Genomic DNA, 21,432 nt, shown 5'->3' with positions numbered 1-21,432 from the left:
CGGTCGATGGCCGGCACCGACCCGGGCGACTGCGGGTTCGCCTTTCCGGCCGGCCCGCCGCCAACCGGGAGCACCACCGTATCGAGTGACCACACGGCGACCGGTCTGACCCCGGACGGGGACCGGCTCGCCCGACTGCCGCACGACGATGGCGGACCGCGCTCGTTCAGCGGGCACCTACCCGGGAGTAATGCAGATCTCACCTGTTGGACATGTCGGAGGTCTGTTCGGCGGGTTGTTTACCCGGCAGACTTCTACGCGCGTTTCTCTACGCGCGTCATCACGTAGTTGACGGTCCGTCCGCCCCACCGCTGGAGTCGTCCATGCCCCTGAATCGTCGTGACTTCGTCACCCGCTCGGCCGCCACCGCCGCCGGCGCGGCCCTCGTCGGTGGCGCCCCGCTCGCCGCCGCCGCCCCGGCCGCCGCGGCGAGCGAGGCGCCTCAGGCCGAGGCGGACCTCGCGAAGCATCCTGTGATCAAGGAGAGCTTCACCGTGATGGGCACCAGTGACCTGCACGGCCGGGTGCTCAACTGGGACTACTTCACCGACGCCGAGTACGACGACGCGGCACACAACGACGTCGGCCTGGCCAAGATCTCCACCCTGGTCAACCGGATCCGGGCGCAGAAGGGCCACCACCGCACCCTGCTGATCGACGCGGGTGACATCATCCAGGGCACCCAGCTCACCTACTACTACGCCCGGGTCGAGCCGATCACCGGGAAGAAGCCGCCGAAGCACCCGATGGCCGAGGCGATGAACGCGATCGGCTACGACGCCGCCGCGCTCGGCAACCACGAGTTCAACTACGGCATCCCGACCGTGCGGGCCTTCGAGGAGCAGCTGGAGTTCCCGCTGCTCGGCGCGAACGCCCTGCACGCCAAGAACGAGAAGCCGGCCTTCCCGCCGTATGTGATCCGGGAGCTGTACCTGGGCCGGGGCCGTCCGCTGAAGGTGGGCATCCTGGGTCTGACCAACCCGGGTATCGCGGTCTGGGACAAGGCCAACGTCTCCGGGCAGATGGTCTTCCCCGGCATCGTGGAGATGGCCGCGAAGTACGTGCCGCGGATGAAGGCGGCGGGCGCGGACGTGGTGGTGGTCGCGGCCCACTCGGGCATCGACGAGCCGACCACCTACGGCGACCAGCTGCCCTGGCCGGAGGACGCCTCGGGCGAGATGGCCGAGACGGTGCCGGGGATCGACGCGGTGCTGGTGGGCCACACCCACAAGGAGGTGGCGCAGCGGCTGGTCGTCAACAAGAAGACCGGCAGGACGGTGGTGCTGTCCGAGCCGCTCTGCTGGGCGCAGCGGCTGTCCTGCTTCGACTTCGAGGTGGAGTTCAGCAAGGGCCAGTGGCATGTCGCCAAGGTGGCCTCGCGGGTGCTGAACACCAACACGGTTCCGGAGGACCCGAGGATCGCCAAGCTGATCGGTGCCCAGCACAGGAAGGTGGTGGCGTACGTCAACCAGGTGATCGGCACCTGTAAGGCCGATCTGTCGATCGCCGAGGCCCGGTTCAAGGATGTGCCGATCATCGACCTGATCGGCCGGGTGCAGGCGGACACGGTGAAGGCGGCGATGGCCGGTACCCCGTACGCGGATCTGCCGGTGCTGGCCCAGGCGGCGCCGTTCAACCGGACCGCGCACATCCCGGCGGGCACGGTCAAGCTGCGGGACGCGGCGGGCCTGTACATCTACGAGAACACCCTGGAGGCCCGGATCCTGACGGGTGCCCAGATAAAGGACTACCTGGAGTTCTCGGCGAAGTACTTCGCCCAGCTGGCTCCCGGCGACCCGGTCGACCTGGGCAAGCTGACCAACCAGCAGGACACCCCGGACTACAACTACGACTCGGTGTACGGCGTTTCGTACGACATCGACATCAGCAAGCCGGTCGGCTCGCGGATCACGGGCCTGTCGTACAACGGCAAGCCGGTCGATCCGGCGGCGCAGTTCGTGCTGGCGGTGAACAACTACCGGGCGAACGGAGGCGGTAACTTCCCGCACGTCGCCTCGGCCAAGCAGGTGTGGACCAGTTCGGACGAGATCCGCAACACCATGATCTCCTGGGTGAAGGCGAAGGGTGTCATCGACCCGGCGCAGTTCGCGGCGGTCGACTGGCGTCTGGTGCGGGCGGGCGTCCCGCTGTTCTGAGTTCCGCGCTCCCCGGCGCCTGTGGCCGCCGTCCGGTGCCGCCTTCGGGTGGGCCGGGCGGCGGCCGGTGTGCCGCGTTAGCCTGATGGTCGATCATCTCGTCTGCGGTAAACGCCTGGGAGGCTCCACCGATGTCCGCCGTCCTCACCACCGACCGCCTGACCATACGCCAGTGGCGCGCCGAGGACCGGGAGCGGGCCTTCGACCTGTACTCCCGTACCGAGGTGACCGGTTGGCTCGGCCGCAGCCGCACGCTGGCGCACCTCACGGAGGCGGACGCCCTGATCGAGCGGTTCCGTCAGCGTTCGGCCGATCCCCGCTACGGGGTCTGGGCGGTGGAGTGCCGGGACACCGGTGTGGTGGCGGGTTCGGTGCTGCTGGTGCCGATCCCCGGTGGGGAGGGCGAGGTGGAGGTCGGCTGGCACTTCCACCCGGACTCCTGGGGCCAGGGGTTCGCGACCGAGGCGGCCGCCGGTGCCGTGGCCAAGGGCTTCGCCGACGGGCTGGCCGAGATCTACGCGGTGACCCATCCGGACAACCACCGTTCCCAGGCGGTCTGCCGCCGGCTCGGCATGACCCCGCTGGGCCGGACCGACCGCTGGTACGAGAGCGAGCTGGAGGCTTTCCGCCTCACCGCGTCGAACTGACGGTGCGTCCCCGGGGGCGCCATGGGGAAGCCGGGAGTAGGGCAGGATAACCGCCATGCGCCGTACGCCAGTTCCCTCAGGCTCCCCCGTACCCGGCCGGCTCGGCAGGCTCACCGCGACCGAACGCCGGCTCTGGCAGGCCTTCCCGCACGGCGGACTGGTCGACCTGCGCACCGGTCACGCCGCCGCGGACGATCCGGCCGGGGCCGACCGGTGGCCGGCCGACCGGGTGGTACGCGGCGGGGTGATCGCCGCACTGCTGCTGGGGGCCTGCCCCACCGTGGCGGGGGCCGTGGCGGCGGTGCGGCTCGCCGGGGCACGGATCACCGGTGAGCTGCTCCTCGGCCACGGGGAGGTCTCACCCCTGCTCCTGCTCCAGGGCTGCCGGTTCGACGGGCCGGTCGTGCTCGACGGTGCCGTCACCGGGTCGATCGACCTGAGCGGGTCCCGTCTGACCACGCTCAGCGCGTCCGGCGCGCATGTGCGCGGGACCCTGGACCTCAGCCGCACCGTCGTCTCCGGGCCCGCCGCCGGGGGGACGGAGGCGGAGGACGAGGAGGTGCGCGCCGTCCTCGCCGACGGCATCCGCGTCGACGGCAGCCTGCTCGCCGAACGGGCCGAGGTGAACGGCTCGTTCGGCCTGATCGGCGCCCGGATAGACGGCCGGGTCAACCTCATGGACGCGAGGCTGGTCGACGCGAGGGCCGACGGCGAGTCGCTCAACGCCGGCGGGATGCGGATCGGGCGCAGCCTGCTGGCCCAGCGGCTGCGGACCACGGGGGCGCTGCGGCTGGCCGGTGCGCACATCGGCAGTTCGCTGTACCTGACCGGTGCCCGGCTGGACGGCCGGGGCCACTGGGCGCTGCACGGTGACTCGCTCACCGTGGCCGGCTACTCCTTCTTCGGCCCGCACCGGACCGAGGAGCTCACCCAGCCCTTCACGGCCATCGGCACGGTGCGCCTGCCGGGTGCGAAGTTCGGCAGCGGACTGACCTTCAGCGGCGCCCGGCTCACTCCGACCCCGGGGCAGCCCGCACTGCGCGCCAACCGGTTGCAGGTCGCGGGCAGCCTCCATCTGAACAAGGGCTTCAGGACCGAGGGCGAGATCCGGCTGACGGGTGCGCGTATCGCCGGCCACCTCGACCTGATCGGGATGGCCAGCCCCGACGCCCTGCTCACCCTCTACGCGGCGTCCGCCGCCGGCGGCATCGGCGACCAGCCCGGCTCCTGGCCGAACCGGCTGAACCTCGACGGCTTCACCTACGGCCCGTTCAGCCGGTACGCCGACGCGGTGGACCGGCTGGACATGGTCAGGCGCCAGGTCCGCCGGTCCGACCCCGCCAGGACCGGGGGCTTCCGCGCCCAGCCGTACGAGCAGCTGGCCGCCTACTACCGCTCGCTGGGCAACGACGGCGAGGCCAGGACCGTGCTGCTGGCCAGGCAGCGCGCCGTACGCGCGGAGCTCTCCTTCCCGCGCCGCCTGCCCGGCTACCTGCTCGACCTGCTGGTCGGCTACGGCTACCGCCCGCTGCGCGCGTTCGGCTGGGCGATCGGTCTGCTGGTCGCGAGCAGCGTGTACTTCGGCCGGGTGCATCCGCAGCGCACCGGTTCCGACAGCTCCGCGACCTTCAACCCGGTGCTGTACGCCGCCGACCACCTGATCCCCGTGGTCCGCTTCGGCCAGAGCGACGCCTGGCAGTACCACGGCGTTCCCGCCGTGGTCACCGTCGTCCTGACCGTTCTGGGCTGGACCCTGGGCATCGCCATCGCCGCGGCCGCCGGCCGGACCTTCACCCGCAACTGAGGGGCTACGGGCGCCGGGCGCCCCGGCGGCCGCGCGGGCGGGTGAGCCTGAAGCGGTCCACCGGCAGCAGGTCGCCGTACGGGCCGGTCACCGCGTAGTACGTGACCGCGATCGAGGTGTGGCCGCCCCGTACGCCCGGGTCGACCTCGAAGGCGGCGAAGCCGTAGGAGTGGTCGGCGTCGCGGAAGGCGGACCAGGGGGCGTCCTCGATGACGTACTTCGGCGGGCGCTTGCCGGTGGCGGAGTCCACCGGGCCCACCCCGGTGATCACCCGGCAGCGGGCGGGGCTGAAGAGCAGCTGGTTGGAGGGCGCCGAGGTCCCGCCGCCTCCGATCACCATGTGGACGGTGCCCTTGGTGGTGTCGATCACCTCGGTGTCGGTGGCGACCGGGACCGGGGTGCGGGTGTCGGTGGGCTGCTGGCCCCGGATCGGGTGGGAGCGCTCGTAGTGGTGCTCGTGGCCGCAGACCACCAGGTCCACCCCGTACTTGTCGAACAGCGGCACCCAGCTCTCCCGGATCCCCAGGTCGGCGCCGTTGAACTTGTCGGCCGTGGAGATCACCACCTGGTGCATGCAGACCACGATCCAGTCGATGCCCGGGTCGGCGTCGGCGGCCGCCAACTGGGCCTCCAGCCAGCGCCGCTGGGCACCGCCGGAGTAGCCGTGCACATAGGAGTTCCCGGCGTCCTGGTAGGCGACGTCGTCGTTGCTGAGGCTGATCACGCGTACCGATCCCGCGGTGAACGCGTACCACAGGCCGCGCAGTTCGCCGTCCGCCCCGGCGTCGGGGAGGCTGAAGTACGCCTGGTACGCGCCGTACCCGATCGGTCCGTTGCCCAGCTCGTTCTCGTGGTTCCCTGCGGCGGGCATCCACGGACGGTGACGCGCGGAACGGGAGTTGTTCTCGAACCAGTCCGACCAGGTGCGCACCCGGTCGTTGGACAGGTTGGCGTAGCAGAGGTCGCCGTTGACCAGGTGGAACAGCGGCGCGATCCGCTCGACCCCGGCCGTGGTGTCGCCGGCCGCCGGGCTGCCGAGGTTGTCGTTCACCCAGCCGTTCGCGCCCTGCCGCCCGAGCGTGGGCGTGCCCTGGTCGCCGAAGCTGGTGAAGGTGAAGGCGCCCCGGCCGCGCGGCGCGGTCCGGACCGTGCCGAGCTCCGGTGCCGCACCCTCGTGCAGCGCCGCGTAGACGTAGTCGGTGTCCGGCTGCAGCCCGCCGATCCTGGCGTGGTGGACCTGCACCTCGGTGCCCGACTTGGCGTCCCGGTAGGTGGTGGTCTGCGCCTGCTCCAGTCGGCCGAAGCCGCCGTGCGCCGTTCCGAACAGCACCCTGGGGCGTGCCACCGAGACGGTGGTGTGCCAGGAGACCACCACCTCCCGGGAGGCGTCGGACCCGAACTGCAGGTGCAGCCCGGCCACTCGGGGCGCACCGGTGCGTCCCGGCCTCGACCACAGCAACGGGCTCGGTGCGGTGGGAGCGGCGACGGCCGTGCCGGTGCCGAGCGCCACGGCGCCGCCGACACCCAATCCGGTGGCACCCGCCAGGAGACCACGCCGACTGACATTCCTCACAGGGCTCATGGCCCGTCAGCCTGCCATCCGCAAGGTGAACACCGCCGGTTCCGGCACGTGAACAGCAGTGCGCCCCCTCCCGGGCCGCGAGCCCTGCCCGGTCCCGCGAGGCCGTCCGACCGCCGAACGGTCCCTCCCGCCGCCGGTCGGCGGTGCGCCCCGTTGACCCGCGGATCCGCAGGTGCTGACCTGGCGCCGCACCAGGACGGACGGACCGGAACGGTGGGAGGCGAGATGTCGGGCTGCGGTGGGACCAGGCGTGATGAGTGGCGCGCCCGCCACGTCGAGCCCCGTACCCGGTGGGCCGGGGAGGGCGCCCGTCGCTGTGCCCGGTGGCGGCGGGAGGGCGCCGAGCGCTGCCGCCGGTGGGCCAGGGAGGGCTCCCGGCGGCCCGGTGAGTTCGCGCCGCCCTCGTGGTTCTGGATCGCCATGCCGTTCGGCGTCGCCTGGTACCTGGTCCTCGGCGGGGCGGGCGAGCTGTGGTACCGGTCGGCCGGCCTGGCGTACCGGGCGCTCGCCTGGACCTGGTACGGGGTGGCCGCGGTCGCGGCCGCCGCCCTCCGGTCAGTCCGGCGGATCCGCTGAGGTCGGCCCGCCTGCGCGCGCCACCTGGACTCGGCGGCCCGCACCTCGCGATGATCGGCGTGCCGTCAATCGTCCGAGTACAGAGCGAGTACGGGAGGTCCCGGTGGCCACTGCCGGATTGTCCTTCGATGTGGTGCACATCGAGAAGCCCGATGACGTCAATGTGATCGTCGGCCAGTCGCACTTCATCAAGACCGTGGAGGACCTGCACGAGGCACTGGTCGGGGTGGGCGGGCACCTCCGCTTCGGGATCGCCTTCTGCGAGGCCTCCGGCGCCTGCCTGGTCCGCAGGTCCGGCAACGACGAGGAGCTGGTGCGGCTCGCGGTCGCGAGCGCCCTGGCGGTCGGCGCCGGGCACTCCTTCGTGATCCTGCTGCGCGAGGGCTACCCGGTCAACGTCCTCAACTCCGTCAAGGCCGTGCCCGAGGTCTGCGGCATCTTCTGTGCGACCGCCAACCCCGTCGACGTCCTGGTCGCGGTCACCGAACGGGGCCGCGGCGTGATCGGGGTGATCGACGGCGTACCGCCGGTCGGCGTGGAGACCGACGCCGACGCCGCGGACCGGCACCGCCTGCTGCGGCAGATCGGTTACAAGCTCTGAGAACCACGGGCGCACAGGCCGCGTCGTAGGCTTCTGACGAGGCTGCCGGGAACGGGCAGTGGCCCGAAGCGGGCCTGAGCAAGAGTCAGGGACCACAGGCACGATGAGAGATCTCGGCGCGACGAGTACCGGCGGCCGCCCCGGCGCGGCGCGGCCGGCGCCGTCCCACGGCCCGGCCGTCCGGGTGCTGGCGCGCCTCCCGCTGACCACGGTGTACGTGCTGCTGCTGACCGCGATGGCCTGGTGGCTCTCCAGCCAGAGCCGGGCCGGGCGGGCCCGGTTCGTCCGGTACAACAGCAGCAACGTGCACCACATGGAGGTCGGCAAGTGGTGGACGCTGTTCACCAGCGGCCTGGTGGTGGACGGCGTGCCCGCCTGGGCCGGCATCACGGCGGTGGCCGTCGTGGTCGGGCTGGCCGAGTGGCGCTGGGGAGCCGCCCGCGCCGCCGTGGTCTTCCTCCTGGGGCACCTGGGGGCCACCCTCCTCACCGAGGGCGCGATGTGGGTGATGCTCACCGTCCACATCCCGGGCGCGCTCTCCCGCGCCCGGGACGTGGGCATCAGCTACGGCCTGGTCGCCACCGGCGGCTTCCTGCTCGCCCTCGGCCCCGACCGGCTGCGGCGCTACGGCCTGCCGGCCCTCGCCCTGCTGCTGGCGGCCGCCTGGGCACTCGACCAGGAGCTCGCCGACGCCGGGCACCTGATCGCCCTCGGTATCGGCGTGCTGGCCTCCCGCTGGGCCTGGCTGCGCCGGCCACGCACCGGCTGAGGGGCGCGGGGCCTGCTGCGCCCGCCGCTAGAACGGGAACCGGCTCCGCTCGTGCTGGATCGAGATCCACTTCACCGTGGTGAAGGCCTCGACCGTGGCCTCGCCGTTCAGCCGTCCGACGCCCGAGCTCTTCTCGCCGCCGAACGGCACGATCGCCTCGTCGTGGATGGTCCCGTCATTGATGTGGATCATGCCGGTCTCGATCCGCTTGGCCACCCGCACCCCGCGCTCGACATCGCCGGTGTGCACCGCCCCGCTCAGACCGAACGGCGTGTCGTTGGCGATCCTGACCGCCTCCTCCTCGCCGTCGAAGGGCACCACCACGACCACCGGCCCGAACAGCTCCCGCCGCAGGATCTCCGATTCGGCCGGTACACCGGTCAGCACCACCGGCTCCATCAGCGTGCCGACCACGTCCCCGCGCAGCAGGACCGTCGCACCCTCCGCGACCGCCTGGTCCACCTGCGCGGTGATCGACTCCGCCTGGGCGCTGTTGATCAGCGGGCCGAGCTGGGTCGCCGGATCCGCCGGATCCCCGACCTTCAGCGTGCGGATCTTGGCGACGAACCGCTCGGTGAACTCCGCCGACACGCTCCGGTCCACCAGCACCCGGTTCGCCGCCATGCAGACCTGGCCCTGGTGCGCGAAGCGGCTGAACACCGCGGCGTCCACGGCGTAGTCGAGGTCGGCGTCGTCCAGCACGATCAGCGCGCTGTTGCCGCCGAGCTCCAGCACCGTCCGCTTGAAGTGGCCCGCCGCCACCCGGGCGACGTGCCGGCCCACGTGGTCGGAGCCGGTGAAGGCGATCACCTTGGGCACCGGGTGCTCCAGGAAGGCGTCACCGATCTCCGCGATGTCGGTGAGCAGCACGTTCAGCAGACCGGCCGGCAGCCCGGCCTCCTCGAAGATCTTCGCGATCAGGGTGCCGCCGGTGATCGGCGCCTCCTGGTGCGGCTTGAGGACGACGCCGTTGCCGAGCGCGAGCGCGGGGGCGACGGCCTTGAGCGAGAGGAAGAACGGGAAGTTGAACGGGCTGATCACGCCGACCACACCCACCGGCAGCCGGTAGAGCCGGTTCTCCTTGCCGTCCACCGGTGACGGCAGGATCCGCCCCTCCGCCCGCAGCGACAGCTGCATGCACTCGCGCAGCATGTCCCTGGCGAGCGACAGCTCGAAGGCCGCCTTCAGCCGGGTGCCGCCGAGCTCGGCGATGATCGTCTCGGTGATCTCCGGCTCGCGCTCCTCTATGATCCGCAGCGCCCGCTCGAACACCAGCCGCCTGCTGTACGGGTTGAGCCGGCCCCACTCCCGCTGCTCCCGCTCGGCGGCCCGGTACGCCTCGTCGACCTCGGCCACCGTGGCGACGGTGATGGAGGCCAGCTTCTCGCCGTTGTAGGGGTTCAGGTCGACGATGTCCCACGAACCGCTGCCGGACCGCCACCGGCCGTCGATGTACTGCTGCGACAGCTCAGAGAAGTAAGACACCCGATCACCTTTTCAGCTTTCCGGCATTCGACCTGATCGGTCGTCATCCTACTGTCGAGCCGACTTCCTTGGCCGGAAAAGCGCAACGGCACCTGCCCCCAACTGGTCGGGGAGAGGGCAGGTACCGTCTGGACCGCTGTTGCCCGGCGGCGCTGACGGGCGGGCGGGTGGTGCAGCCGGGCGGGAAGATGCCCGGCGGTTCATGCGAGGGTTGTCAGACCACCCACCACGGACCGCCGTGGTCGGACGGCGTCGTCGGACCACAGCGTGGGACCATCGTCGTCGGACTACGTTGTCAGACGACGAGCGGACGATCGGTCGGCCGGATCGGGGCGGGCAGCGGGGTCTTGCCACCCAGGTACCTGTCCACCGCGGCGGCCGCGGAACGGCCCTCGGCGATGGCCCAGACGATCAGCGACTGGCCGCGACCGGCGTCACCGCAGACGTACACGCCGTCCACATTGGTGCCGAACTTCCCATCACGGCCGATATTACCCCGTGCGTCCAGCTCGACGCCCAGCTGCTCGACCAGTCCGTTCTTCACGTCCGTGCCGGTGAAGCCCATGGCCAGGGTGACCAGCTGTGCCGGGATCGAGCGCTCGGTGCCGGGGACCGGCTCGAACCGGCCGTCCCTGAACTCGACCTCCACCAGGTGGAGTTCGGCCACATTGCCGTCCTCGTCGCCGGTGAAGCGGGTGGTATTGACGGAGTAGACGCGCTCGCCGCCCTCCTCGTGCGCGGAGGTGACCTTGTAGGTCATCGGCATGGTGGGCCAGGGCTGGTGCTCGGGGCGCTCCTCGCCCGGCCGCGGCATGATCTCCAGCTGGGTGACCGAGGCCGCGCCCTGGCGGTGGGCGGTGCCCACGCAGTCCGCGCCGGTGTCGCCACCGCCGATGACCACCACGTGCCTGCCCTTGGCGGTGATCGGCGACTCGACGAAGTCGCCCTCCTGCACCTTGTTGGCCAGCGGCAGGTACTCCATCGCCTGGTGGATGCCCTTCAGCTCCCGTCCGGGAACGGGCAGGTCCCGCGCGGTGGTGGCGCCGGCGGCGATCACGACCGCGTCGAAGCGCTCGCGCAGCTGCTGACCGGTGATGTCCTCGCCGACGTGCACGCCGGTACGGAACCGGGTGCCCTCCGCGCGCATCTGCTCGATCCGGCGGTTGATGTGGCGCTTCTCCATCTTGAACTCGGGGATGCCGTAGCGCAGCAGGCCGCCGATCCGGTCGGCGCGCTCGTACACCACCACCGTGTGCCCGGCCCTGGTGAGCTGCTGGGCGGCCGCCAGACCGGCCGGGCCCGAGCCGACGACCGCGACCGTCCTGCCGGAGAGGCGCTCGGGCACCTGCGGGATGACCCCGCCCCGGTCCCAGGCCTTGTCGATGATGGTGACCTCGACGTTCTTGATGGTCACCGCGTCCTGGTTGATCCCCAGCACGCACGCCGACTCGCAGGGCGCCGGGCACAGCCGCCCGGTGAACTCCGGGAAGTTGTTGGTGGCGTGCAGCCGCTCGATGGCGCCCTTCCAGTCGTCCCGGTACGCCAGGTCGTTCCACTCGGGGATGAGGTTCCCGAGCGGGCAGCCGTTGTGGCAGAACGGGATGCCGCAGTCCATGCACCGGCCGGCCTGCTTGCTGATGACCGGCAGGAGGCTGCGCTCGACGTAGACCTCGTTCCAGTCGCGGATCCGCACGTCCACCGGGCGGCGCTCCGCCAGCTGCTTGGGCGTGGTCAGGAAGCCCTTGGGGTCAGCCATGTGCCGCCTCCATCATCTTGCGAGTGGTCTCGGACTCGGAGAGTCCATCGCGCTCAGCGGCGTCCTTGGCGGCGAGCACAGCCTTGTAGTCGGTCGGCATGATCTTGGAGAAGCGGGAGACCCCGCTGCCCCAGTCGGCCAGCAGCTCGGCGGCGACCGTCGAGCCGGTCTCCTCGTAGTGCAGCTGCACGGTCTCGCGCAGCCAGTCGCGGTCGTCGGCGTCCGGGGCCTCGATGCCCACCATGCCGCCGTTGACGTTGGCCGGGCGCAGGTCCAGCACGTAGGCGATACCGCCGGACATCCCCGCCGCCAGGTTGCGGCCGGTCTCGCCCAGGATGACCACCCGGCCGCCGGTCATGTACTCCAGGCCGTGGTCGCCCACGCCCTCGACCACCAGGGTGGCACCGGAGTTGCGGACGGCGAAGCGCTCACCGGCCTTGCCGCGCAGGTGGATCCGGCCGCTGGTGGCGCCGTAGCCGATGGTGTTGCCGGCGATCACGTGGTTCTGGGCGTCGTTGCCGATCGCGGCGGCCTCGCGGGCCGGCCGGACGATCACCACACCGCCCGAAAGGCCCTTGCCGACGTAGTCGTTGGCGTCGCCCTCCAGCCGCAGCGTGACGCCCTTGGGCACGAAGGCCCCGAAGGACTGGCCGGCCGAGCCGGTGAAGGTGACGTCGATCGTCCCCTCCGGCAGGCCCTCGCCCCTGTACCGCTTGGTCACCCTGTGGCCGAGCATGGTGCCCACCGTGCGGTTGACGTTGCGGATCGGCAGCTGGATCCGGACCGCGTCGCCGCGCTCCAGGGCGTCCTCGGCCAGCTCGATCAGCTGGTTGTCCAGGGCCTTGTCGAGCGCGTGGTCCTGGTCGACGGTGCGGTGCCGGGCCGCGCCCGCGGGCAGCTCGGGGACGTGGAACAGCGGGGCCAGGTCGAGCCCGGCGGCCTTCCAGTGGTCGATCGCGGCGGTGGCGTTGATGTGCTCGGCGTGGCCGACGGCCTCCTCGACCGAGCGGAAGCCCAGCTCCGCGAGGAGCTCACGGACCTCCTCGGCGATGAACTCGAAGAAGTTGACCACGAATTCGGGCTTGCCGGAGAACCGCTCGCGCAGCACCGGGTTCTGGGTGGCGACGCCGACCGGGCAGGTGTCCAGGTGGCAGACGCGCATCATGATGCAGCCGGAGACCACCAGCGGCGCGGTCGCGAAGCCGAACTCCTCGGCACCGAGCAGCGCCGCGATCACCACGTCGCGGCCGGTCTTCAGCTGGCCGTCCGTCTGCACCACGATCCGGTCGCGCAGACCGTTGAGCAGCAGGGTCTGCTGGGTCTCGGCCAGTCCGAGCTCCCAGGGGCCGCCCGCGTGCTTCAGGCTGGTCAGCGGTGAGGCACCGGTACCGCCGTCGTGGCCGGAGACCAGCACCACGTCCGCGTGCGCCTTGGAGACACCTGCGGCGACCGTGCCGACGCCGACCTCGGAGACCAGCTTCACATGGATCCGGGCCTCGGGGTTGGCGTTCTTGAGGTCGTGGATCAGCTGGGCCAGGTCCTCGATGGAGTAGATGTCGTGGTGCGGCGGCGGCGAGATCAGGCCGACACCCGGGGTGGAGTGCCGGGTCCTGGCGACCCACGGGTAGACCTTGTGGCCGGGCAGCTGGCCGCCCTCGCCGGGCTTGGCACCCTGGGCCATCTTGATCTGGATGTCGTCCGCGTTGACCAGGTACTCGCTGGTGACGCCGAACCGGCCGGAGGCGACCTGCTTGATCGCCGAACGGCGCTCCGGGTCGTAGAGGCGGTCCGGGTCCTCGCCGCCCTCACCGGTGTTGGACTTGCCGCCGAGGCGGTTCATCGCGATCGCCAGCGTCTCGTGCGCCTCGCGCGAGATGGAGCCGTACGACATGGCGCCGGTGGAGAAGCGCCGGACGATCTCGGAGACCGGCTCGACCTCGTCGATCGGGACCGGGGTGCGGCCGAGGGCGTCCAGCTTGAACAGGCCGCGCAGGGTCATCAGCCGCTCGGACTGCTCGTTCACCCGGCCGGTGTACTGCTTGAAGATGTCGTACCGGCGCGAGCGGGTGGAGTGCTGCAGCCGGAAGACGGTGTCCGGGTCGAACAGGTGCGGCTCGCCCTCACGGCGCCACTGGTACTCGCCGCCGATCTCCAGTGCGCGGTGCGCGGCGGAGATCCCGGAGGCCGGGTACGCCTTGGCGTGCCGGGCGGCCACCTCCCTGGCGATCTCGTCCAGGCCGATGCCGCCGAGCTTGCTGGTGGTGCCCGCGAAGTAGGCGTCCACCAGCTCCTGCGAGAGGCCGATCGCCTCGAAGACCTGGGCGCCGCGGTAGGAGGCGACGGTCGAGATGCCCATCTTGGACATCACCTTGAGCACGCCCTTGCCGAGCGCCTTGATCAGGTTCCGGATCGCCTTCTGCGGCTCGAAGCCCTCGATGAAGACGCCCTGGGTGACCAGGTCCTCGACCGACTCCATGGCCAGGTACGGGTTGACCGCGCCGGCGCCGTAGCCGATCAGCAGCGCCACATGGTGCACCTCGCGGACGTCACCGGCCTCGACGACCAGCGAGACCTGGGTGCGCTGCTTGGTGCGGATCAGGTGGTGGTGGACGGCCGAGGTGAGCAGCAGCGAGGGGATCGGCGCGTGCTCGGCGTCCGAGTGCCGGTCGGAGAGGACCACGATCCGGGCGCCGTCGGCGATCGCCGCGTCCGCCTCGGCGGCGATCTCGGCGAGCCGCTCGGCCAGGCCCGCGCCGCCGCGGGCGACCTTGTAGAGGCCCGACAGGGTGACGGCCTTCAGCCCCGGCTGGTCGCCGTCCGCGTTGATGTGGATCAGCTTGGCCAGCTCGTCGTTGTCGATCACCGGGAAGGTGATGCCGACCGAGCGGCAGTGCGCCGGGCTGGCGTCGAGCAGGTTGCCCTCGGGGCCGAGGTTGCTCAGCAGCGAGGTGACCAGCTCCTCGCGGATGGCGTCCAGCGGCGGGTTGGTGACCTGGGCGAAGAGCTGCACGAAGTAGTCGAACAGCAGGCGGGGCTTCTCGGAGAGCGCGGCGATCGGCGAGTCGGTGCCCATCGAACCGAGTGCCTCGGCGCCGGTCCTGGCCATCGGCGCGATGATGACCCGCAGCTCCTCCTCGGTGTAGCCGAAGGTCTGCTGGCGGCGGGTCACCGAGGCGTGGGTGTGGTGGACGTGCTCGCGCTCGGGCAGCTTGGCGAGCTGGATCTGCCCGGCGGCGACCCACTCCTCGTAGGGGTGCTCGGCGGCGAGGGCGGACTTGATCTCCTCGTCCTCGACGATCCGGCCCTCGGCCGTGTCGATCAGGAACATCCGGCCGGGCCGCAGCCGGCCCTTCCTGGCCACCCGCTCCGGAGCGACGTCCAGCACGCCGACCTCGGAGGAGAGCACCACCAGGCCGTCCTCGGTGACCCAGTACCGGGCGGGGCGCAGGCCGTTGCGGTCCAGGACCGCACCGATCTGGGTGCCGTCGGTGAAGGTGACGCAGGCCGGTCCGTCCCAGGGCTCGATCAGGTTGGAGTGGTACTGGTAGAAGGCGCGCCGGGCCGGGCTCATGGTGGCGTGGTTCTCCCACGCCTCCGGGATCATCATCAGCACCGAGTGCGGCAGCGAGCGCCCGCCGAGGTGCAGCAGCTCCAGCACCTCGTCGAAGGAGGCCGAGTCGGAGTGGTCGGGGGTGCAGACCGGGAATATCCGGCTCAGTCCCTGGCCGTTCCCGTTGTCCGGGATCAGGTCGGTGGCGAGCTGGGACTCCCGGGCGGTCATCCAGTTGCGGTTGCCCTTGACCGTGTTGATCTCGCCGTTGTGGGCGATGAACCGGTACGGGTGGGCCAGCGGCCAGCTCGGGAAGGTGTTGGTGGAGAACCGCGAGTGCACCAGGCCGATCGCGGAGGCGTAGAGCCGGTCCGACAGGTCGGGGAAGAACGGCTCCAGCTGGCCGGTGGTCAGCATGCCCTTGTAGACGATGGTCCGCGCCGACAGCGACGGGAAGTAGACCCCGGCCTCGCGCTCGGCCCGCTTGCGCACCACGAAGGCGACCCGGTCCAGCTCGATCCCGGTCTTCTCGCCGTGGCCGAGGAACAGCTGGCGGAACCGCGGCATCACGCTCCGCGCGGTGGCGCCGAGCAGCTCGGGGGCGACGGGGACGCCGCGCCAGCCGAGGACGGTGAGGCCCTCCTCGGCCGCGATGGCCTGGATCTGCGCGACGGCGGCGAGGTCGGCTCCGTCCTCGTCCGGCAGGAAGGCGATGCCGACGGCGTAGGAGCCGGCGGCGGGAAGCTCGAAGGAGACCTTGGAGCGCAGGAAGGCGTCCGGGATCTGGGTCAGGATGCCCGCTCCGTCACCGGAGTCCGGTTCGGCACCGGTGGCGCCCCGGTGCTCCAGGTTGCGCAGTACGGCCAGCGCCTGCTCGACGATCGTGTGGTCGGCGATGCCGGTCAGCGTGGCGACGAAACCGACACCGCAGGCGTCGTGCTCGTTGCGCGGGTCGTACAGACCCTGGGCTGTGGGGCGCGCATCCGGAACGAGCGCGTACGGGCGGCTGGCCTGCCCGGGCTCGTTGGCGGAGTGCATGGATGCAGGCAGCATCGGCTCTCCCGTCGTCGTCATTGGCAAGGTGCTGAGTGCAATAGGGACGACGTTGGCCCTGATGCGGTGTCGTGCGAGTTACATGATGCTGAAGATCCCGAGAAGTGGAACATCACGTCCACATCGCGGGCAGAGGGCCCAGTTCACAGGGGTTTCCCGACTGGCGACCGGAGCGAGCGGAGGCGAACACCCGTCCGCACGCTGCCACCAGTGTGCCCCCGGACACCCGTCCCGAAACAGAGCCGAAATCCGCTGTCCACATACTGAGAACGGCACCACCTGCGATTCCATCTCCGGCGGCCGACCGCCGGCCATGAATCTGCGGCCCAACGCGCTCACGGACGCGGTTAGGCCAGGCCAACCCTCTCGACCCATGTGCGGAACATCACGCAATCACTGGCATATCCATGCAGCTCACCGCAGACCCCCGCGGCCCGTCCGGGGGCACAGGGGAGGTCCGAAGCACCTGTCCGGCCCCGGCGCCGGACGTCCGACGGCCCGGCCCCACAACGCCGAAAGGGGTGCGGGAACCGTGAGATCTCACGGTTCCCGCACCCCTGGGAGAGCTGCCCCGAAGGGGCCCGTCAGCCGATGTGCCCGCCGATCAGCGCACCGAGCAGGTACGTCACCCCCGCCGCCGCGCTGCCGAGCACCAGCTGCCGCAGCCCGCTGAACCACCAGCTCCGTGCGGTCACCCGGGCCACCACCGCACCACAGGCGAACAGGCCGACCAGCGAGAGCAGCAGCGCCGGCAGCAGCGAGGTCGCCCCCAGCAGGTAGGGCAGCAGCGGCAGCAGCGCACCGACCGCGAAGCACAGGAACGACGAGGCCGCCGCGACCAGCGGCGAGGGCAGGTCGTTCGGGTCCACGCCCAGCTCCTCCCGGGCGTGGATCTCCAGCGTCTGGTCCGGGTCGGCGGAGAGCTGCCGGGCGACCTCGTGGGCGAGCTCCGGCTCGACGCCGCGCCCGATGTACATCTGCGCCAGCTCGGCCAGCTCACCGTGCGGGTTGCGGCTGAGCTCCAGCCGTTCGGCCTCGATCTCGGCCTCGACCAGCTCACGCTGGGAGGCCACCGAGGTGTACTCGCCGGCCGCCATCGAACAGGCGCCGGCGGCGAGCCCCGCGAGGCCGGTGAGGATCACCGTGTTGCTGCTGACGGCACCGCCGACCACGCCGGTCATCAGAGCGAAGTTGGAGACCAGTCCGTCCATCGCGCCGAACACGGCCGGCCGCAGCCAGCCTCCGTTGACGTCGCGATGGTGACCGTCCGCCGGGATGCGCGGCTTGGGCTGGTCGTCCAGGTTCGGCTGGGCGATGGTCGCAGTCATGGCGGGTCGGCCTCCGTTCGTACACTTCCCCCCGGCCCGGCGGGGTCTCACCTTCCCTAAACTAGTCCGAACTTTAGACGTATTCCAGGAAAGTAAGGCTGTCCGAACATGGCACCGGCCGCCTGCCACCGAGCTGGTGGAAGCGGCCGGAGCTCGACGTAAACGCAGGTCAGGGGTTGCTTGGCTTCTTCTCGGCGGCCGGCTTCGACTCGGCCGGAGCGGGGGCCGGCGACGGGACGCCCTCCTTGCCGGACTCCGTCACCTCCTGACCGGACTCCGTCGACTCCTCGGCCCGGGCCGCCGGATCGATCGAGTCGGGAGCCTCCCGACCCGGGCGCTTCCTGCCGACGATCACCAGGTAGGCGACCGCGGCGAGGAAGACCACGATCGCGGTCCAGTCGTTCAGCCGCAGGCCGAGGATGTGGTGCGCCTCGTCGATCCGCAGGTACTCGATCCAGGCCCGGCCCACCGTGTAGGCGGCGACGTAGAGGGCGAAGGCCCGGCCGTGGCCGAGGGTGAAGCGGCGGTCGGCCCAGATCACCAGCAGCGCCACACCGACGCACCAGAGCGACTCGTACAGGAAGGTCGGGTGGTAGACGCCCTCCACGACCGTGCCGTCCGGCAGCACCTTGTGGATCTTCAGTCCCCAGGGCAGGGTGGTCGCCTTGCCGTAGAGCTCCTGGTTGAACCAGTTGCCCCAGCGGCCGCAGGCCTGGGCCAGCGCGATACCGGGCGCGATGGCGTCGGCGTACGCGGGCAGCGGGACGCCGCGGCGGCGGGCCCCGATCCAGGCACCGACCGCGCCCAGCGCGATGGCACCCCAGATGCCGAGGCCGCCCTCCCAGATCTTGAGGGCGTTCCACGGGTCCTTGCCGTCACCGAAGTAGAGCTGGTGATCGGTGATCACGTGGTAGAGGCGGCCGCCGACCAGTCCGAACGGAACGGCCCAGACGGCGATGTCCCCGACGGTGTGCTTGGCGCCGCCGCGGGCGACCCAGCGCTTGCTGCCGAGCCACACGGCCACGACGACACCGATGATGATGCAGAAGGCGTAGGCGCGCAGCGGGACGGGTCCAAGGTAGAGGACGCCCCGCGACGGGCTCGGGATGTAAGCGAGTTCCATGACAAGGTCGACGCTACCGGACCCCGCCCGGTGGAACGGCACCGGACGGGGTCACAGCTTCCGAACAGTCCCCTCTTCTCTGCCGCCGGGAGCCGTTACGGCGTGGGCGGGGTGTTGGTCTCGACGGCGGTGCTGGTCGGCGCGGGACTCTCCTTGCCGGACCCGGTGGTGCCCAGCGGCTTGCCCTGGTTGGCCGCGTCGACCCACTTGACCAGGCTCTCCGGGGAGATCTGCTCCTCGCCGTTCTTCGGGTAGACGGGCTTGCCGTTGAGCAGCACGGTCGGGGTCGACTTGTAGCTGGACTTGTCGAAGTCCTGCTGCACCGAGGAGACCCAGCCGCCGTACTTGTTGCCGTTGACGCAGCTCTCGAAGGCCGGCGTGTCCAGGCCGTTGACCTGCTTGGCCAGCTTGAGCAGCGTGGCCTTGTCACCGAAGGAGTCGGAGGTCTCCTCCGGCTGGTTGCGGTAGAACACGTCGTGCAGGTCGCGGAAGTGGCCCGCGTCCTGGGCGCAGGCCAGCGCGTTGGCACCGTACTTGGAGCCCTTGCCGCCGAGCGAGCGGTCGATGAACGAGACGATGTGGTAGTTGACGTACAGCTTGCCCTGGTCCTCCAGCCGGTCGATGGTCGGCGCGAAGGTCCGCTCGAAGGCGCCGCAGGCGGGGCAGCGCGGGTCCTCGTACACGGTGAGTACGGAGGGTGCGTTGGCCGGCCCGGACGGGATCACCAGCTTCTTGTCGCCGATCGTGCCGGCCGGGGCGGCGGCCGGGGTCTCCGGCTTGGAGCGCTGGTTCTGCACCGTCACGCCGGCCACCACGGCGACGGCGATGACCGCGGCCACCACACCGACGACGCCCAGCTTCTTGTTGCGCTTGGCGCGCGCCTCCTCGGCCGCGCGCGCCTCCAGCATCCGCTCGCGGGCGCTGCGCTTGCCTTCTCGGTTCTTCTCGCTCATACCTGCCGTGTCCAAGTGGGGGTCGGGTCGATGGGTGGCTAGGCGGCCAGCCAGGCGTCGGCCGAGAGCCTGGTGCGCGGCCGGAACAGCAGCCAGGCGGCGAGCAGCAGGAAGCCGCAGTCGCGCAGGATCTCCTGCAGGTACTCGGTCTTGGAGGCGTCGACCGCCCCGCCGCCGCCGAAGCAGCCGCAGTCGATCGAGATGCCGCGCGCCCACGCGGAGCTGATCCCGCCGATGAAGGTGAGCAGCAGCAGGGCGGAGATGACGGCGACCGCACGCACGCCCAGGCCGATCACCAGCAGCAGCGCCAGCGCCAGCTCCAGGAACGGCAGCCCGTAACCGACCGGCTTGACCAGCGACTCCGGCAGGATCTCGTACGCCCGCACGGCCTGTGCCGCCTCGGCCGGATCGGAGATCTTCGCCAGTCCGGCCCAGCCCCAGACCGTCGCCAGAGCCAGCCGTACGGCCAGCCCGACCCACTCCCCCACCGGCCCGTCCACCGCCCGCCGCAGCACCGGCCGGTCACTGGTCCGCGACTCGGCGATCTGACTGGCCATCAGGTCTCCCCCTGGGTCTCGCTCCCGCTCACGCTTCCTGATGAACCGTAGGGGAAGAGTGATGGTTCCTCCCAATTCGCACATTACGCCGAATGAGTGACATCTGGAGGTTGATGTCCGATCTGTTCGACTGCGCCGTCGCAGCACGCGATCCGGCCGCTACGGGCTCGTACCGCCGCCCGCGCAGGTCCGCGCGCCCTTGGGGACGGCATGGCCGGTGAGGTGTCCGCGCTGCGCCCGGGTGCGGTCGGCCCGCACCGCCTCGGCCATCCGCACCGCCTCGGCCACCCGTGCCGTCTCCGCGCACACCACCGCGTCCCGCTCGGCCCGCTCCGCTCCCCGGGCGGCCAGCGAGTGCCCGACGGCGGCCTCCAGCCCGACGGCCGCGCAGAGCGTCAGCGCGGCGGCGGCGGCCCGCAGGAGTACGGCTCGGTGGAGACACGGCACAGACTTGCTCCCTCACGGCAGTCGGCGGTCACGGACACCGGGCGGTGCGCGGACCACACGGGGCGCACGGCACCGCGGAGCGGCACCGCACAGTGGTCCCTCCACTCAACGCCGGTCAATCACCCCTGATGCGTGAGCCGCCGACTCTTCACCCGTACGGATTCACCGGCTTCGGTACGCACGACGGCCCGTCACCTCCCCGGGGGAGGTGACGGGCCGCTCCGGTGACTGCCGTCAGCGGCGGCGGACGCCCTCCGCCAGTTCACCCGCGAGGGTGCGGACCGCGGCCAGTGCCGCCGCCTGGTCGCCGTCGGCGTCCAGGATCCGCTGGACGAACGCGGAGCCGACGATCACACCGTCCGCGAAGCGGGCCACCTCGGCGGCCTGGGCCGCGTTGGAGACCCCGAGGCCGACGCAGACCGGCAGCTCGGTGGTGGCCCGGGTGCGGGCGACCAGGTCCTCGGCCAGGTTGCCGACGGCGGACCTGGTGCCGGTCACGCCCATCACGGCCGCGGCGTACACGAAGCCGGAGCCGGCCGCGGTGACCTCGGCGAGGCGGGCGTCCTTGCTGCTGGGGGCCACCACGAAGACGGTGTCCAGACCGTGCTCACCCGCCGCCTTGCGCCACTCCTCGGACTCCTCCACCGGAAGGTCCGGCAGGATGCAGCCCGCTCCCCCGGCGGCGGCCAGGTCGGCGGCGAAGCGCGCCACGCCGTAGCGGTCGACCGGGTTCCAGTACGTCATCACCAGCACCGCGGCCTCGGGGTGCGCGGCGGCCACCTCGGCGACGGTGCGCAGCACGTCCTTGATCCGGACGCCGCCGCGCAGCGCGATGTCGTCCGCGGTCTGGATGGTCGGGCCGTCCAGCACCGGGTCGGAGTGCGGCAGCCCGATCTCGACGACGTCGCAGCCGCCCTCGATCAGGGCGCCCGCCGCCTCGATCCCGCCCGCCACGGTCGGGAACCCGGCCGGGAGGTAGCCGATCAGCGCGGCGCGGTTCTCGGCCTTGGCGGCGGCCAGGGCCGCGGTGAGCTTCGAAGCCATG

Annotated in this window: 16 protein-coding genes; 6 read left to right on the top strand and 10 right to left on the bottom strand. The window is 71.3% G+C overall.

Annotation, left to right across the window (positions count from 1 at the left end; all coding sequences use genetic code 11):
* The first annotated feature begins 323 nt into the window (after nucleotides 1–323).
* The 3 genes from ACSMTC_RS28155 to ACSMTC_RS28145 all read left to right on the top strand — a co-directional run bounded on the left by ACSMTC_RS28155 (nucleotide 324) and on the right by ACSMTC_RS28145 (nucleotide 4,607).
* Nucleotides 324–2,156: a bifunctional metallophosphatase/5'-nucleotidase gene (locus tag ACSMTC_RS28155; RefSeq protein WP_436562511.1), complete on the top strand. Its 1,833-nt coding sequence runs from the start codon at nucleotides 324–326 to the stop codon at nucleotides 2,154–2,156.
* Nucleotides 2,157–2,287: 131 nt separating this feature from the next.
* Nucleotides 2,288–2,803: a GNAT family N-acetyltransferase gene (locus ACSMTC_RS28150; RefSeq protein WP_436562510.1), complete on the top strand. Its 516-nt coding sequence runs from the start codon at nucleotides 2,288–2,290 to the stop codon at nucleotides 2,801–2,803.
* 55 nt (nucleotides 2,804–2,858) lie between these two features.
* Nucleotides 2,859–4,607 (top strand): bactofilin family protein, encoded by a 1,749-nt coding sequence (locus ACSMTC_RS28145; RefSeq protein WP_436562509.1) that lies wholly within the window; start codon nucleotides 2,859–2,861, stop codon nucleotides 4,605–4,607.
* A gap of 4 nt (nucleotides 4,608–4,611) precedes the next feature.
* Here the strand turns inward: ACSMTC_RS28145 and ACSMTC_RS28140 are convergent, their stop codons facing one another.
* Nucleotides 4,612–6,189 carry a purple acid phosphatase family protein gene (locus ACSMTC_RS28140; protein ID WP_436562508.1) on the bottom strand — a complete coding sequence of 526 codons (1,578 nt, stop codon included), beginning with the start codon at nucleotides 6,187–6,189 and terminating at the stop codon, nucleotides 4,612–4,614.
* A gap of 225 nt (nucleotides 6,190–6,414) precedes the next feature.
* On the opposite strand from ACSMTC_RS28140, the gene ACSMTC_RS28135 reads away from it, so the two are divergent.
* The 3 genes from ACSMTC_RS28135 (at nucleotide 6,415) to ACSMTC_RS28125 (ending at nucleotide 8,135) form a co-directional block, all read left to right on the top strand.
* Nucleotides 6,415–6,765 (top strand): hypothetical protein, encoded by a 351-nt coding sequence (locus ACSMTC_RS28135; protein ID WP_436562507.1) that lies wholly within the window; start codon nucleotides 6,415–6,417, stop codon nucleotides 6,763–6,765.
* Between the two features lie 103 nt (nucleotides 6,766–6,868).
* On the top strand, nucleotides 6,869–7,366 hold the full coding sequence (locus ACSMTC_RS28130) for an adenosine-specific kinase (RefSeq protein ID WP_436562506.1): 498 nt from the start codon (nucleotides 6,869–6,871) through the stop codon (nucleotides 7,364–7,366).
* A 103-nt stretch (nucleotides 7,367–7,469) separates the two neighbouring features.
* Nucleotides 7,470–8,135, top strand: a complete 666-nt coding sequence (locus tag ACSMTC_RS28125) for a rhomboid-like protein (protein ID WP_436562505.1) — start codon at nucleotides 7,470–7,472, stop codon at nucleotides 8,133–8,135.
* 27 nt (nucleotides 8,136–8,162) lie between these two features.
* On the opposite strand, the gene ACSMTC_RS28120 is transcribed toward ACSMTC_RS28125, so the two are convergent.
* The 9 genes from ACSMTC_RS28120 to trpA form a co-directional block, all read right to left on the bottom strand.
* A complete protein-coding gene (locus ACSMTC_RS28120; protein WP_436562504.1) occupies nucleotides 8,163–9,620 on the bottom strand; it encodes an aldehyde dehydrogenase family protein in 1,458 nt (485 codons plus the stop codon).
* A gap of 295 nt (nucleotides 9,621–9,915) precedes the next feature.
* Nucleotides 9,916–11,376, bottom strand: a complete 1,461-nt coding sequence (locus ACSMTC_RS28115; RefSeq protein ID WP_436562503.1) for a glutamate synthase subunit beta — start codon at nucleotides 11,374–11,376, stop codon at nucleotides 9,916–9,918.
* Nucleotides 11,369–15,964: a glutamate synthase large subunit gene (gltB, locus tag ACSMTC_RS28110; RefSeq protein WP_436564834.1), complete on the bottom strand. Its 4,596-nt coding sequence runs from the start codon at nucleotides 15,962–15,964 to the stop codon at nucleotides 11,369–11,371. The genes ACSMTC_RS28115 and gltB overlap by 8 nt, the downstream gene beginning before the upstream one ends.
* Before the next feature lie 599 nt (nucleotides 15,965–16,563).
* Nucleotides 16,564–17,307, bottom strand: a complete 744-nt coding sequence (locus ACSMTC_RS28105) for a VIT1/CCC1 transporter family protein (protein ID WP_436562502.1) — start codon at nucleotides 17,305–17,307, stop codon at nucleotides 16,564–16,566.
* 169 nt (nucleotides 17,308–17,476) lie between these two features.
* Nucleotides 17,477–18,430 (bottom strand): prolipoprotein diacylglyceryl transferase, encoded by a 954-nt coding sequence (gene lgt, locus ACSMTC_RS28100; RefSeq protein WP_436562501.1) that lies wholly within the window; start codon nucleotides 18,428–18,430, stop codon nucleotides 17,477–17,479.
* Nucleotides 18,431–18,525: 95 nt separating this feature from the next.
* Nucleotides 18,526–19,383: a DsbA family protein gene (locus ACSMTC_RS28095; RefSeq protein ID WP_436562500.1), complete on the bottom strand. Its 858-nt coding sequence runs from the start codon at nucleotides 19,381–19,383 to the stop codon at nucleotides 18,526–18,528.
* Nucleotides 19,384–19,421: 38 nt separating this feature from the next.
* Nucleotides 19,422–19,940: a MauE/DoxX family redox-associated membrane protein gene (locus ACSMTC_RS28090; RefSeq protein WP_436562499.1), complete on the bottom strand. Its 519-nt coding sequence runs from the start codon at nucleotides 19,938–19,940 to the stop codon at nucleotides 19,422–19,424.
* Nucleotides 19,941–20,099: 159 nt separating this feature from the next.
* Complete coding sequence (locus ACSMTC_RS28085) at nucleotides 20,100–20,387, bottom strand: hypothetical protein (protein ID WP_436562498.1); 288 nt, start codon at nucleotides 20,385–20,387, stop codon at nucleotides 20,100–20,102.
* Nucleotides 20,388–20,621: 234 nt separating this feature from the next.
* The gene (trpA, locus tag ACSMTC_RS28080) at nucleotides 20,622–21,431 is read right to left on the bottom strand and encodes a tryptophan synthase subunit alpha (RefSeq protein ID WP_436562497.1); all 810 of its coding nucleotides are present in this window, start codon (nucleotides 21,429–21,431) and stop codon (nucleotides 20,622–20,624) included.
* Between the last annotated feature and the right edge of the window lies 1 nt (nucleotide 21,432).

The organism is Kitasatospora sp. HPM-01-4, from assembly GCF_051374625.1.
GTDB lineage: Bacteria > Actinomycetota > Actinomycetes > Streptomycetales > Streptomycetaceae > Kitasatospora.
Note: the sequence above shows the minus strand (reverse complement) of the source record. Positions and strands in the feature narration are given on the sequence as shown.